We start from the raw sequence: 15,413 nt of genomic DNA, 5'->3' as shown, positions 1-15,413 counted from the left end.
TATTAAATCTATAAATTCAAATAAATGTACCTCAGTAACCCAAATATTAATCTTACCGACGATCCAGACACAATAGTCTGGAAATATCTAGATTTATCTAAATTTTTAGCCTTATTGATGTCTAAAAAATTATTTATGTCTCGGTCAGATAAATTTGAGGATCAATACGAAGGTACTTTTAGTGAGCCTACCTTTGATGAAATAAAGAAACTATCAATTGACAATCCTGATTTCTTAAATTACTACAAAACACATCGTGAAAAAGTAGCTATCAGTAGTTGGCATATCAACGAATACGAATCCTTTGCCATGTGGCAAATATTCACTCAAAATACAGAAGGATTAGCCATACAATCAACCATAGGAAGATTACAGAAAGCACTTATTCCTGAAAAGTGCTACAAACAGTATATTGATTGGTGAAGTAAATTATATCGATTACAAAAAAGAATACATTCCGTTTGACGATATGTTTTTCCCTTTTTTATTCAAACGAAAAAGTTTTCAATACGAGCGGGAGGTTCGAATAATTTCAGATGTAGGGGAAAGAAAAATCACGTTGAACGATGGTCTGAAAATCAATGTAGATATCGATCAACTGATCGAAAAAATATACATCCATCCAAAATCAGAAAACTGGTATAAAAACCTAGTTATAGAACTTGTAAAAGAACTAGGTTTCGATTTTACAATAGAAAAATCCGATCTTGAAAGTGATATTTTAATTTAGAAATTGCTATGAATTTTAGATTGGCTTATAGTCAATCACTTTCCATTCATGGTTTCCTAAATCTATATAATTGTAATGCACAACGTCATTTTTATCAAACTGACCGTTTTTATTGGTGTCTTCAACAGTTCTAAAATACAATCTGTTAATAGATTCTATTAAATTCCAATCAATTAATTCCTGAAAATCAGGAGATACTTTAGTAAAACGATCGCCACTAATATCACTTAGATACAAAGATTTTATATCACTCGTGTCTAATTTACCATCTCTATTAGTATCTATATCATACATAGTATATACTAATATTTGTTTTTTGGCTCTATCAGAAACCGATTTTAAATAACTTGCCGTTTGTATCAAAGCGGGCTTATCCGTCAAAGGTCTAATTGAATCCGAGTTTATTTTTTGAAATTTCAGGTTTTGTAAAAACCCCGTAATTTCATTTTCTCCATAATTAGAAATGGTAAAACTTAGATCAATTACACTCGAAGAACCATACCTAGCTTTCGAACCTCTTTCATAAACCCGCAAATCTCCCACTGGATGAATCAAATAATTGGTTCCTTCCATTTGTATTGGTAAATCAGAAATCGAAACTTGAGTAGAATCTATTCTACTTATTCCTTTAGCTTTATTGGCAGAATCATAAATCACTTTCGGTTTTTCAACTTCTTCTTTACAGCTGGTTAAAAACAGAACTGATACGCCTAATAGTATCTTATATATATATTTCATATCTGGAAATTTTTATTTATTCGAACAAAACCCTGATTCCTTTTTAATTAGCAATGAAATCTTCTTTATTCTATTTTTCTACAAACTTATTAAATCAAATGTAATGAATTTTAAAAATGCTTTTTAGATTTTAGTCTTATTTATGAAATAAAAAAAGAACCTGTGCCCTATAACTTCGCACTCAACTTTACATTAAAAACCCTTGTAGTCATAAAATTAGGAATCGCATATTCGTTTTTTGTATACACATCTCTAACCCAAGTATTCGTAATTGCATTTTGATTATTGAACAAATTGAAGATTTCCAATCCAACAGACAGTTCCTTGAAACTACTAAACCATCCATAATTTAATTTTCCGGTGCTATTATCTATAAACACTTTAGAAAAACCAACATCAACTCTTCGATAATCATTCAACCTGTTTTGATATTGATAAGGATCTGAATACGAAGGGGAACCTCCCGGCAATCCTGTATTGTATACCAAATTTAGATATAATTTTACCGTTGGGATATTTGGCATATAGTCCTGAAACAAAACCCCAAATTTCAGTCTTTGATCCGTAGGTCTGGCAATATAACCTCTATTGTTACTGTTCTCTTCGGTTTTAAGATACCCAAAACTAAACCAGGATTCAGTTCCAGGAACAAACTCCCCGTTCAAGCGAAGATCTAATCCCTGAGCGTAGCCAGTTGCAACATTTGAAGCCGCATATCGTATTCTTACATTATCAATGGTATAGGTATTGACATCCGTAAGAGACTTATAATACAACTCGGAAACTAATTTAAAAGGGCGTTCCCACAATTTAAAACTATAATCGTTACTTAAAACAAAATGTACTGATTGCTGCGCTTTTACATTTGGCAACACAGTCCCTTCGGCATTTCTTAACTCTCTATAAAATGGTGGTTGGTGATACAATCCTCCAGAAATCCTAAAAACCATATCCATTTCCCAGTCGGGCTTTATTGCAAATTGTGATCTTGGACTTATAGTGGTCTGCCCTTTTCCTATTTCACTTGCACCTGTAACAGCCCAATTTTGCATTCTCACACCTGCATTTACCCAAACTTCGTTTCTACCTATTTTCCCTTTTCGGCTCCATTGTCCATATCCGGAAAATCGATTAATGGTATTGAAATTTTTAGCTCTTATATTTTGAAAAGGTGTCAACGGACCGGTATAAGGTGAATATGGCTGGTCGTTTTTTGGAAGGATTACAATAGGAGGATTTATTGAAAACCCTGAAGAATCAATAACTTCCCATTCTACTATGCGATCCCTTATCGATTCACGCGTGTATTTCACACCCCATTCAAATAGATTTTTTTTCCAATCGTGTATTCCTTTTACTTCCGTATTTACAATCAAGGCATCGAGATCATTTCGAGCATGATTAAGTTGCGAACCAATTCCTCTTGTAAAAGAAACTCCCCCATAAGTAACCGACCCAATATTAGAATCGACTTCACCCAAACGATATTGAGCCAAAATATCAAAATATTCTTGCTCTAAAGTATGGAAAACAGAGCCAATAAATTTCAAAGTGAAATTTTCAGTAGCTTTGAATGTAGTTTTCATTGCCCCAAAATAAGTATCGTATTTATCTCTTTCCTGTCCTTCATAATATACTGATAGTGCCATAGGCTTATCAATTGTTCCAAATTTTGTCTGACGTGTTAAAGGCTGATATTGGTACTTATTTTGTGATACATTCCCTAAAAAACTCCATTGCCATTTAGTCGAAGCCTGGAAATTAATATTGGTTTGAATGTCAGCAAATGTAGGTGTGTAATTCGTTTGTGTATCTTGACTTTTTACTAATAAACTATTATTCCTATATCGCACTCCAGTTATTGCAGTCCATTTTTTGTTTTTGGAAACAGCATCGACTGATAGACTTCCGCCAAGAAAACTAGCCTCAAGTGAAGCTGCAAATTCTACAGGATTCCTATAGGTAATATCTAAGACAGAAGATAATTTATCTCCAAATTTCGATTGAAAACCTCCTGCTGAGAAATCAATGTTTTGTACCAAGTCGGTATTGGTAAAACTAAGACCTTCCTGTTGACCAGAACGAATTAAAAAAGGGCGATACACTTCAATCTCGTTTACATAAACTAAATTCTCATCATAATTTCCGCCACGAACAGCATATTGCGTACTCAGTTCATTATTTGAATTTACACCTGCTAAGGTTTTTAGGATATTCTCGACACCAGCATTAGCTCCTGGAATTTTACGAATTACCGCTGGATCTAAACTTGTAATTCCCTGAACTATTTTTTTATTATTTGTAGTGACAATTATTTCTCCCATTTGTTCTTCCTGATCATTCATAACCAAATTGAACTCATAGTGTTCAGCAGTATTTAAAGTTAAAAAAACCGTAGTTTTTTTTAGGGAGATATGAGTGAATATTACAGCCACTTTTTGATTAGCCGGAACTTGTATCTGATAAAAACCATTTACATTAGATTGTGCTCTGAAACCGGAACAAGTTACATTTACATTGTCCAAGGGCAGATTATTTTTATCTAGAATAACACCTTTCACAATGGCGGACTGAGCATATGAAGTAAACCCAATACAGCCGAAAAGGAAAACAAAAATTATTTTATAGAGACTCAAATTGAAAATGTATTATTATTTTTGACTTCTGAAAAATTGCGTTTCAAAGATAGATGAATTTCCTACTTTATCAGTTACAACCACCTTTAAATCATTAACGCCTTCTGAAACAATTCCATCACTGAAATTATGAGTAATTTTTTTTGTTTTATGATCATATTCGAAGAGAATCCATTTCCCGTTCAAATATCCGTCATAAGATTTGATTCCAGATGTATCATCGTCAATTCTCAGTTGAATTGTTTTTTGTGTACTTATCCATTTCCCTTCAATAGGATTAGTTATAGATATCGTAGGTGGAGTTGTATCGATTGATAATTTATATTTACCTAAAGATCTAACCTTGGCCGAAAACACATTCCCTTTACTATACGTATAATTATAACCTGCTCTTCCTCTGGCATCAATATCAGCAATAAAAACCTTTTCTTTTTGAGCATCAGTATAAGAAGAATCTTCAACTGATATAGTGAAATTAGAATGAACAGGAACAGAATCATCATGAAGATAAAGAGTTTCATTCTTTACATCGAAATTAATTTCAAAATCTTCATAAAAAGTATTCGAAGGAAAGAAAACAGACCAATTATTTTTAGCGAAATTATTATCCTTCTTGACTTTTACAAAATAGTTAGAAACTACTGGCTCCTGATCAATAATTGTAGTCAATAAATCATAATGAATAGGAATTGTTACGACACTCATATTTCCAAAAAAGTCTGAAATCTTTATTTGGTAAACAAAAGATAAATTTGGCAAAACCTGAATAATCCCGTTAGTTTCATCCGTTTTAATAATACTTAACGGAAAAGGGTTTGTCATAAATAATTTCTGGACTCTTTGATAACTTTTCTTATATCTAGGATAATCAATTAACGCATTTATATAACGCATTTCATCAAAAGAATAAGTATCAAATTGAAATCCGAAATTTGGCTTTCCGTTTAAATAAGTCTGCACTTTATAGATTCCGTTCTTATTAAAAGAAGCATTGTCATAATCATAAGCTGTAACTCCAAAACCAATTTTCCCGTTAGCCGAAACTTTATTCGCAAGGTATGTTCCGTCTTTTTGTAAAACCACATTTAATAATAAAGGTCGTTTAGATCTATTTATAGAGGTTTTTGAATCTAAAGGGTAAACATAAACTGCAGAAATTAAAGGTTTCTTGGTGTCTTTTATATGTTTATCAAACCCAAACAAAAGTGGATTGATAACTTTTTCTGTTTTAGTATCTCTAAATTCGAAGTGCAAATGAGGTCCTTCAGACGATCCAGTGTTTCCACTATATGCAATGGTCTGACCTTTTGTAATTGTTAAATCAGTCGGTTTTAAAAACAACTCAATATCATATGATTTTTCTTTATACTGCGCTTTATTTACAAAAGCTTCAATTACATCATTAGGTCTTTGTAAATGACAATACACAGATGTATATCCATTAGGATGAGTAATATAAATCGCTTTTCCATTTCCAAAAGAAGACATCTTTATTCTCGAAATATAGCCATCAGCCACTGCATGAACTTCCAATCCTTCTCTTTGTAAAGTTTTAAAATCAAAACCGGCATGAAAATGATTTGGCCTTAACTCCCCAAAATTCCCAGACAGCTGTATAGGAATATCTAAGGGCAATCCAAAATAATCTTTTGGATACTCCGTTTGTGCAAAAAGCGAACTACAAAACAACAAAATAATAACAGGAAATCTCATCAAATACATTTTTGCTAAGATAAAAAAAGTATTCGGTAATACTTTACAAATCAAAATAAAACGCAATTACTTATTTTACAACGCCTTACGTATTTTAATATAAAAAAACTAATAAAGTATTGCATTACTAAAAAGGAATACTAACTTTGTAATATTAAGTAATGAACAGAATATATAATGAGTGTAATTGCAGAAATAATTGATACTCTTGAAAATAAGATTGAAAAACTTATTATTAAAATAAAAAGTTTAGAAAGAAATACTCAGGAAATAAAAATCGAATTAACAAAATCTGCACAAATCATAGAAAATCAATCTATTGAGATTGACGCGTTAAGAGCGCAATATGAAACACTTAAAATTGCCAATTCATTACTAGGCAGTGACGATAATAAAAGAGATACAAAGCTTAAAATAAATTCATTAATTCGTGAAATTGATTACTGTATAGCACAGCTATCAGATTAGTAAAAGATATGGACGATAAGCTTAAAATAAAAATATCAATAGCAGAAAGAGTTTACCCGTTAACGGTAAATTTATCTCAAGAAGAAGGGCTTAGAAGCGCTTCCAAAAAAATTGATGTAATGATTAAGCAATTTGAAGAAAATTATGCTGTTCGCGATAAGCAAGACGTATTAGCAATGTGCGCTTTACAATTTGCATCACAAGTGGAACAAAAACAAATTGACAATGCTATTAACGGCGATGAAACTATTGAAAGAATCAATAAACTTAACGCATTAATAGATCAATATCTCGATAATTAAACGTTCTTTACAGAAACTAAGATACTGCCTACATTAGTTCATATTTGGTAAACTCAACACTAACAATTTAGAATGAGCAAATCATCACTACTAAAGCATGCCACGCCCCGGCGAGGAAACTTGAACAGTGAGTTAGCTCAAAACTTGTCTTTCCGAGTTTATTCAAGCAACCTAATGTAGGCTTTTTTATATATAAATTTTAATAAACATGGACATAGTAACGATTATTATTTCAGGAATTATAGGTATTGCAGGAGGTTTTGGAATTGCCAAGATCATAGAAAAAAGTAATATTTCTAATTTGATAAAAAACGCTAAAAAAGAGGCAACATCTATTTTAAAAGACGCCAACTTAGAAGCTGAAAACATAAAAAAAGATAAAATTCTTCAAGCAAAAGAGAAATTTATCGAATTAAAATCAGAACATGAGCAAGTAATCCTTTCTCGTGATAAAAAGGTAGCTGAAGTAGAAAAAAGAATAAGAGACAAAGAATCTCAAATTTCTAATGAACTATCAAAAGCTAAAAAAGTAAACGATGATTTCGAATCAAAAACTATTGAATTCACGTCAAAAATTGAAGTTTTAGATAAAAAGCAAGTCGAAGTTGAAAAAATGCACAAAAGCCAACTGCAACAACTAGAAGTGATTTCTGGTTTATCAGCAGAGGAAGCTAAAAATCAATTAGTCGAAGGACTAAAAGCAGAAGCGAAAAGCCAAGCGATGGGGCACATTCAAGAAACTATTGAAGATGCAAAACTAACTGCTCAGCAAGAAGCTAAAAAAATCATTATCAACACTATTCAAAGAGTTGGTACAGAAGAAGCAGTAGAAAACTGTGTTTCTGTATTCAACATTGAATCAGATGATGTTAAAGGTAGAATCATTGGACGTGAAGGTAGAAACATTAGAGCTTTAGAAGCAGCTACAGGAGTTGAAATCATTGTTGATGATACACCAGAAGCGATTATACTTTCTTGTTTTGACCCGGTTCGTAGAGAGATTGCTCGTTTAGCTTTACATAAATTAGTAACTGACGGACGAATTCACCCAGCACGTATTGAAGAAGTTGTTGCTAAAACAACAAAACAAATTGACGACGAAATCATAGAAGTTGGTAAACGTACTGTTATCGATTTAGGAATCCACGGATTACACCCTGAATTAATTAAAGTAGTAGGACGTATGAAATACCGTTCTTCTTATGGACAAAATTTATTGCAACACTCTCGTGAAGTATCAAAACTTTGTGGAATTATGGCAGCCGAATTAGGATTGAATGTAAAACTTGCCAAAAGAGCTGGATTACTTCATGATATTGGTAAAGTTCCAGATGCAGAAAGTGATTTACCTCACGCTCTATTAGGAATGCAATGGGCTGAGAAGTATGGTGAAAAAGAAGAGGTATGTAATGCCATTGGAGCGCATCACGACGAAATAGAAATGAAATCTTTATTATCTCCAATTATCCAAGTTTGTGATGCTATATCTGGCGCAAGACCTGGAGCGAGAAGACAAGTATTAGATTCATACATCCAACGTTTAAAAGATTTAGAAGAAGTAGCTTACGGATTCACAGGTGTTAAAAATGCTTATGCAATTCAAGCGGGTAGAGAGTTACGTGTAATAGTGGAAAGTGAAAAAGTTTCTGACGATAATGCTGCTACGCTTTCTTTTGAAATATCTCAAAAAATACAAACTGAAATGACATATCCTGGTCAAGTTAAAGTAACCGTAATTAGAGAAACTAGAGCGGTAAATATTGCTAAATAATACACTATAATCCTCCTAAGTAAGGAAATAGATAACTTATAAAAAGACTTGTTGATTGAAAAATTGACAAGTCTTTTTTTTGCTTAAAATCGAATATATTATAGAAAACTGCAACTGATTGCACGTCCCTAATTAAAGTTGACCGATTTCTATTAATTTATCATTGTCAAAAATAGTAATAATAGGCTTAGAAAAAAGAGGATTATTGAACCAATTATTTTCAAAATCAACAGGGCTTAATTTCCCTATGTTGTTATGAGGTCTCTTATTATTATAATGTTCAACTGCTCTATCTACATCCTTTTTTAATTGTTCAAATGTTTTAGGTTTCCAATGGTCTATATACTCTTCTTTTATTGTTCTGTTAATCCTTTCTGCATAAGCATTGTCTTGTCCTGACAATGCCATGCTGATTTCGCATCCACTCACTTTGAGAAGAGCTATATATTCATTGTAAATATACTGACTACCTCTATCAGAGTGGTGTATCATTGGAGCTTGATTGTTTTCTAATGCCATTTGCATTGCGCTTAAATTAGCAGTAGCTCTCATATGATTAGATAGTTGATGTCCAACGATTTTCTTTGTATAAACATCTATTATAAACACTGCGTAATAAAATCTTTCTCCAACATAAATATAAGTTATATCCGATTGCCAAATCGTCGACGGAGCATATACAGACATTGACTTTATTAGATTCGGAAAATAAACTTTCACAGAAAACGTTGTTCTCCTGTAATTTTTATGCCTTTTTATCCTGAACCCTAAATCCATAAACGTATCGATAAATCTATCTCTTCCTATGAAATTAGGACGCAAAGCATAATACATTTTCTCAACCCCACAACCAGGGTGTTCTTTCCTTAGTTCCTCTGCTTCTAAAATCAGACATTCTATCTTTCTTTCAAAAGCAACCTGTCTTTTTGAATACTGATTAACTGCTTGCTTGCTTATTTCAAGTGTTTCGTAAAGCTGATTTAAAGAAAAACTTATTACTTTCTGGTTCTCAACGAACCAGCTGATTGTGGGGTGTTGGAGTTTTTTTTTATGTCGATATTAAATTCATCTTTAGCTATATCAATCATCTTTTCGAGATAATCAATTTTTATTTGCTTCTGACCAACCGCTTGTTCAAGTTCTTTTATCTTGAGTTCTAACTGTTTTAGCTTATCAATGTTACTATCTTTCATTTCTACAACTCTAATTCCTTTTTCATTAAAAGTAGAAAATTTATAAATCCAATTGTAGATTGTAACGTTATTTACTCCGTAAAGTCGTTCTAATTGCAGAACACTATACTTCCCGCTTTCGTAAAAACTTACGATTCCTTTTTTAAACTCTTCCGAATAAACTCGGAGTTTCCTAATTTCTTTTAAATTTGCATTCATATAACTTGACTTTTGTGGTCAACCTATATCAGGGAAGTACAGATCACTAATTACCGAAAACTGAACACTGAACACTGATCACTAATCACTCTTCCTTGGATGAAAATTATTCATTACTTGAGCTAAATGTTTTCGATCTAAGTGCAAATAAATCTCTGTAGTTGTTATTGATTCGTGTCCCAACATTAATTGAATAGATCGCAAATCAGCACCATTTTCCAAAAGATGAGTCGCAAATGAATGGCGAAAAGTGTGCGGGCTTATTTTTTTGTCCAATTCTATTTTTCGAGCCAAGTCTTTTATAATTGTAAAAATCATAGCTCTTGTAAGCTGCCTCCCTCTTCTATTGAGAAACAAAGTGTCATTAAATCCTTTTTGAATATTAAGATGAATTCGAATAGAATCCTTATATATAAGAATGTACTTTTTACCTAATTCGGCAATTGGAACAAAACGTTGTTTATTTCCTTTTCCCGTGACTTTTATAAAACCTTCCTCAAAAAACAAATCGGAAATTTTAAGTTCAACTAACTCCGAAACCCGAAGACCACAACCATACAGTATTTCAATCATCGCGCGGTTACGCTCTCCTTCATTCGAACTTAAATCAATTGCAGCTATAAGAGCATCAATTTCTTCCAAAGACAAGGTATCGGGTAGCTTCCTGCCCGTTTTAGGACTTTCTATCAATTCCAAAGGATTGTCAAGACGGTAATCTTCAAATATCAAATAACCAAAAAAACTTTTCAAACCTGAAATAATCCTTGCTTGAGAACGGGGATTCACTTCTTTTGAAACACTATAAATAAATTGCTGCAACGTTTCTTCACCTATTTTTAATGGAGAAACAACAATTTCATTTTCATCAAGAAAAAGACACAAGCGTTCTATATCAAAAGAGTAATTCTCAATTGTATTCTTTGACAAACCCCTTTCGATTCTTAAATAAGACTGAAAATTAGTGATATAGGAATTCCAATTCATACTTACAAAGTAAAGATATTTTAAGATATAAAAAAACCACGCTGATGGCGTGGTTTTACTTTTATTTTAAAAAAGAATTACTAGAATTTGTAACCTAAAGAAATTTGGAATACAGAGTTTTTAAAATCTTTTTCCCCTGGAGACAAATTTTCCTGTAAGCGTGTCAAACCTAAATTATATCGAGCACCTATCATTATATTTTTAGAAATAGTATAATTAGCACCAAAAGCTAAACTTACATCAGTTGATTTAAGTTCATCTTTTACATCCTCTTCTACTCCACCTGAATTAGCTTTGGCAGATACTAAAAATCCAATTTGCGGACCGGCCTCCAAACTAAAAGCATCAGACACATAATATTTACCCAATACTGGAATATTAATATAGTCTAATTTCAAGTCCCCTTTTTCCCCTAAAAATTCTAATTCAACTCCTTGAGTGGAGTAGAGTAATTCAGGTTGTATAGCGAATTTATCACTTACCATAAATTCACCAAAAAAACCAACATGAAAACCTATTAAAGAGTTTGAATCCACTCCATCTTCATCTATATTATTAATTGAAGAAACATTCAACCCTGCTTTGACACCAAAAGACATATCCTTTTTGTCTTGACCATTTACAAATAAGATTGTAAATAGTGCTACTGCCGTTAAAATAACTTTTTTCATAATTTTTGTTTTAAAATTAACAAAATAAAGCTATGTATTTATTTTACAACAACTTACAAAATTAAAACAAATTCGTTGAGTGTCAATAAAATTCGATTAAAACCAAGAAAACAATCATTTATATCATATTTAACTTGTTAACATTGTTAGCTATAAAACAAAAATAAAACTACAACTACTTGATTTATTGATCATTAAATTGATAAGATTTAAAAGAAAGGGTTAAAAAAATTAAAACTTCTTTAATTTTTTTACTTTATTAAAAAAAAAGATAGAATTGTAATAAATATCAAAATAAAGAGTTTTAAATTGTGATCTTAATACTAACAATCAAAATTAAATACCACTTATGAAAAAGACAATATTATTTACCCTTTTAATCATTGCCATATCAGTTAACACACAGGCACAATTAGTTAAATTTGGTTTAAAAGGTGGAGTAAATTATGCAAACCAAACAGGCTCTGCAATTACAGTTAACAACACTAATTATACTACTGATGCTATAACCAGTTATCACGCAGGATTAGTTGTTCAAGTTAGACTAACAGAAGGTTTATCTTTACAACCTGAATTATTATATTCAACCCAAGGCGCAACATACAAAAATGCTGTTGAAGAATTCAAAAATGAATTGGGATATTTATCCGCACCAGTTTTGGTAAAAATCAATTTAAATAAAACATTTAGTCTTGACTTTGGACCACAAGCTTCCATTTTATTAAGTGAAAGAAATAATTTTGTTTATAATAATGCAGAGACTTTTGAATTTGCAGCCGTGGGAGGTTTAGGAATTAATATTACAAAAAACTTCTTTTTACAAGGTCGTTATGTTTTAGGTCTTACTGAAGCTTCTAAAGAAGCAGAAGTTAAAAATTCAGCACTTCAAATTTCTGCAGGATTTACATTTTAAGAATAATAAAAACTAATTTTATTAAAACCGTTCTATAATTGGAACGGTTTTTTTATTTTTACAAAAACATCAATATGAAAATCAGCATTATTAATGGACCAAATCTAAATCTATTAGGAAAGAGAGAACCTGAAGTATACGGAAACTTAACATTTGAAGAGTATTTTACGACTTTACAAATAAAATTTCCGGCAATTGAATTCAGTTATTTTCAAAGTAATATTGAAGGGGAATTGATTGATAAAATCCAGGAATTTGGTTTTACGTTTGACGGGATAATACTAAATGCTGGTGCTTATACGCATACCTCTATAGGAATAGGAGATGCTGTAAAAGCGATAACTACTCCGGTAATAGAAGTTCATATTTCGAATACATTTTCACGTGAAAGTTTTAGACATCAATCGTATATTTCAGGAAATGCAAAAGGAGTGATTCTTGGTTTTGGACTAAAAAGCTACGAATTAGCGATTCAGTCCTTTCTTTAAAGCTAAAAATATTCTTATAAATGTTTAACATATAATTAATATCCTCTTTTTAAACTTCTTCTATTTTTGTGAGAGAAAAAACTTTCATGAAAAAACATTTTTTACTGCTTCTAATTTTGGTGTCATTTACCAATTATGCTCAAATCAAGGGAACCGTTTCTGATGAGAAAGGCAATCCTATTCCTTTTGTAACTGTCTTCGAAGAAGATACTTATAACGGTACAACTTCAAACGAGAATGGGAATTATGAATTGAATATTAAAACTGCCGGAAAGCATTCGGTTGTTTTCCAATATTTAGGATTTAAGACTCAAAAAATAGCTGTCCAAACAGAAAACAAACCATATCTTTTAGATGTAAAAATGATGGAAGAAAGCTTCTCATTAAAAGAAGTAGTCATCAACACAAAGATCAACCCTGCTATTGCAATCATAAAAAATGCAATCGCCAACAAAAAGGAAAACACCGAAAAAACAGATCGTTACAAAGCTGATTTTTATTCCCGAGGTATTTTCAAACTAAAAAATGCTCCTAAAAAGATATTTGGTCAAAAAATTGGGGATATGAACGGAGGTTTAGATTCAACAGGAACGGGCATTATTTCCTTATCTGAAACATTTTCAAAGATCTCATTCGAAAAACCAAATAATTTAAAAGAAGTAGTAACAGCTTCTAAGGTAAGTGGTAGAGATAATGGATACAGTTACAACACTGCGAGGTCTTCTTTTTACGACTTCTACGACAACACTGTGAACTTTGGGGTTAATATGATTTCGCCTATAGCTGACAATGCTTTTAATTACTATAAATTTAAACTTGAAAGCACTTTCAATGATGAGAATAATCGAACAATTAATAAAATAGAAGTAATTGCAAAAAGAGATAGTGAACCCGTTTTTGAAGGTTACATTTATATTGTTGATGATTCATGGGCAATCTATGCTGTTGATTTAAACATAAAAGGATACCGAATGAAAGAAGAATTTGTTGATGTTATGACACTTAAACAAAACTTCATTTACAACAAAAACAATAAAATCTGGGCTAAAAACACTCAGAGTCTTGACATAAATGCTGGTGCTTTTGGTATAAAATTTATTGGAAAATACACCTATGTATACAGCAATTATGAATTCATAAAAGCTTTTCCCAAAAAAACATTTACTAACGAAATAACATCTATTGAAGTAAATTCGAATAAAAAAGACACAGCTTTTTGGAACACTAACAGACCTATTCCTTTAACCTTAGAAGAAAGCAACGATTACATTCGAAAAGACAGCATTTACAAAGTGCGCAATTCAAAAAAGTATATGGATTCCATAGACCAAAAGGGTAATAAATTCAAATTATTAAAACTTTTAACAGGATATACCTATAGAAACAGTTCAGAGAAAAAATCTTTCAGCTACGAAGGCTTATTTAATCTAAGTTCATTGAGTTTTAATACCGTTCAGGGATATAATTTTGATTCCGGATTTAGATATTCAAACTGGAAAGATAACGAGAAGGGAAAATACACTTCCATTGGCACAAAGCTAAACTATGGTTTTTCGGATGATCGTTTGCGTATTACAGGACAATTCATCCATAGATTCAACAATCAAGATTATGCAACTGTATCAGTATCGGGAGGAAACACTGTTCGTCAATTCAACAATAATCAACCAATTAATAATTTAACAAACTCGGTTAGTTCTTTATTTTTCAAAGACAATTACATGAAATTATATAATGTTGAGTTTGCACAAATTGGCTATAGCCAAGACATCGCAAATGGGGTAAATCTAAACGGTAAAATGGAATACCAGCAACGAAAACCACTTTTCAACACTACTGATTTTTCATATTTTAACAACGAAGATATTTATTCTTCCAATAATCCATTGGCTCCAAATGATTTTGTCACTCCCGCTTTTGAAAAACATAATTTGATGAAAGCTACGCTGAATGCAAAAATTAATTTCGGAAATAAATATTCGTCTCGCCCCGACGGTAAATATAATATCCGAAATGAAAAATACCCGACACTTAATCTGGGTTATGAAAAAGCATTTGCAGGAAATGAGAAAAAATATGAATTTGACCATATCAACGCCCGCCTGAGTTATGATGTCACATTAGGAAACAAAGGTAAACTTGGAATGAATTTAAAAGCAGGTAAATTCTTTAACGCGGAGAACATTTCCTTTGTAGACTATAAACATTTCAATGGAAACCAGACCCACATAGGACAAACTGAACGCTACCTGAATGTATTTAATTTACTGCCTTATTATTCTAATAGTACAAACGAAAGTTATTTCGAAGTCCATATGGAGCACAATGACGAAGGATATATTATGAATAAAATACCGCTATTAAATAAATTAAATTCAACTTTGGTAATGGGATTCCATACGCTTGCAGTACCAAACAAAAAACCCTATTCTGAAGTTACAATAGGATTAGACAATCTAGGTTTCGGGAAATTCAAGATGTTGAGAGTAGATTATGTTCGTTCTTATCAAAATGGTATCAAGGGAGACGGAGTTGTTTTTGGTTTGAAATTTCTAAATATATTAGAATAGCATACAATCAATACTTTATAATAAACAAGTAAAAAAAA

At 31.7% G+C, this 15,413-nt stretch carries 13 protein-coding genes and 1 pseudogene; 7 read left to right on the top strand and 7 right to left on the bottom strand.

Going from position 1 to position 15,413, the window contains the following annotated elements:
- Positions 1-24 precede the first annotated feature (24 nt).
- Positions 25-730, top strand: a pseudogene (locus tag FLAK523_RS15275) (hypothetical protein).
- 15 nt (positions 731-745) lie between these two features.
- On the opposite strand, the gene FLAK523_RS07765 reads toward FLAK523_RS15275, so the two are convergent.
- The 3 genes from FLAK523_RS07765 to FLAK523_RS07755 all read right to left on the bottom strand — a co-directional run bounded on the left by FLAK523_RS07765 (position 746) and on the right by FLAK523_RS07755 (position 5,817).
- Positions 746-1,468: a hypothetical protein gene (locus FLAK523_RS07765; RefSeq protein WP_248902309.1), complete on the bottom strand. Its 723-nt coding sequence runs from the start codon at positions 1,466-1,468 to the stop codon at positions 746-748.
- A gap of 167 nt (positions 1,469-1,635) precedes the next feature.
- Positions 1,636-4,104, bottom strand: a complete 2,469-nt coding sequence (locus FLAK523_RS07760) for a TonB-dependent siderophore receptor (protein ID WP_248902307.1) — start codon at positions 4,102-4,104, stop codon at positions 1,636-1,638.
- Between the two features lie 15 nt (positions 4,105-4,119).
- Positions 4,120-5,817 (bottom strand): M23 family metallopeptidase, encoded by a 1,698-nt coding sequence (locus tag FLAK523_RS07755; protein ID WP_248902305.1) that lies wholly within the window; start codon positions 5,815-5,817, stop codon positions 4,120-4,122.
- Between the two features lie 177 nt (positions 5,818-5,994).
- Here FLAK523_RS07755 and FLAK523_RS07750 point away from each other — a divergent pair, with 177 nt between their 5' ends.
- The 3 genes from FLAK523_RS07750 (at position 5,995) to rny (ending at position 8,358) form a co-directional block, all read left to right on the top strand.
- Positions 5,995-6,285 carry a hypothetical protein gene (locus FLAK523_RS07750; RefSeq protein ID WP_248902303.1) on the top strand — a complete coding sequence of 97 codons (291 nt, stop codon included), beginning with the start codon at positions 5,995-5,997 and terminating at the stop codon, positions 6,283-6,285.
- Between the two features lie 8 nt (positions 6,286-6,293).
- The gene (locus tag FLAK523_RS07745; protein WP_248902302.1) at positions 6,294-6,587 is read left to right on the top strand and encodes a cell division protein ZapA; all 294 of its coding nucleotides are present in this window, start codon (positions 6,294-6,296) and stop codon (positions 6,585-6,587) included.
- A 208-nt stretch (positions 6,588-6,795) separates the two neighbouring features.
- Positions 6,796-8,358 (top strand): ribonuclease Y, encoded by a 1,563-nt coding sequence (gene rny, locus FLAK523_RS07740; protein WP_248902300.1) that lies wholly within the window; start codon positions 6,796-6,798, stop codon positions 8,356-8,358.
- 132 nt (positions 8,359-8,490) lie between these two features.
- Here the strand turns inward: rny and FLAK523_RS07735 are convergent, their stop codons facing one another.
- The 4 genes from FLAK523_RS07735 to FLAK523_RS07720 all read right to left on the bottom strand — a co-directional run bounded on the left by FLAK523_RS07735 (position 8,491) and on the right by FLAK523_RS07720 (position 11,404).
- Complete coding sequence (locus tag FLAK523_RS07735; protein WP_248908062.1) at positions 8,491-9,315, bottom strand: IS3 family transposase; 825 nt, start codon at positions 9,313-9,315, stop codon at positions 8,491-8,493.
- Between the two features lie 38 nt (positions 9,316-9,353).
- Positions 9,354-9,749, bottom strand: a complete 396-nt coding sequence (locus tag FLAK523_RS07730; protein WP_248902299.1) for a transposase — start codon at positions 9,747-9,749, stop codon at positions 9,354-9,356.
- Positions 9,750-9,830: 81 nt separating this feature from the next.
- Positions 9,831-10,733, bottom strand: a complete 903-nt coding sequence (xerA, locus tag FLAK523_RS07725) for a site-specific tyrosine recombinase/integron integrase (protein ID WP_248902296.1) — start codon at positions 10,731-10,733, stop codon at positions 9,831-9,833.
- Between the two features lie 80 nt (positions 10,734-10,813).
- A complete protein-coding gene (locus tag FLAK523_RS07720) occupies positions 10,814-11,404 on the bottom strand; it encodes a porin family protein (protein WP_248902295.1) in 591 nt (196 codons plus the stop codon).
- A 349-nt stretch (positions 11,405-11,753) separates the two neighbouring features.
- Here FLAK523_RS07720 and FLAK523_RS07715 point away from each other — a divergent pair, with 349 nt between their 5' ends.
- The 3 genes from FLAK523_RS07715 to FLAK523_RS07705 all read left to right on the top strand — a co-directional run bounded on the left by FLAK523_RS07715 (position 11,754) and on the right by FLAK523_RS07705 (position 15,375).
- Positions 11,754-12,317, top strand: coding sequence for a porin family protein (locus FLAK523_RS07715; RefSeq protein WP_248902293.1), 564 nt, complete (start codon positions 11,754-11,756; stop codon positions 12,315-12,317).
- Positions 12,318-12,391: 74 nt separating this feature from the next.
- Entirely contained in the window at positions 12,392-12,805 is a 414-nt protein-coding gene (aroQ, locus tag FLAK523_RS07710) for a type II 3-dehydroquinate dehydratase (RefSeq protein ID WP_248902292.1), read from the top strand.
- 86 nt (positions 12,806-12,891) lie between these two features.
- Entirely contained in the window at positions 12,892-15,375 is a 2,484-nt protein-coding gene (locus FLAK523_RS07705; RefSeq protein ID WP_248902290.1) for a DUF5686 and carboxypeptidase regulatory-like domain-containing protein, read from the top strand.
- The last annotated feature ends 38 nt before the right edge of the window (positions 15,376-15,413 follow it).

The organism is Flavobacterium sp. K5-23, assembly GCF_023278045.1.
Lineage (GTDB): Bacteria > Bacteroidota > Bacteroidia > Flavobacteriales > Flavobacteriaceae > Flavobacterium.
Note: the sequence above shows the minus strand (reverse complement) of the source record. Positions and strands in the feature narration are given on the sequence as shown.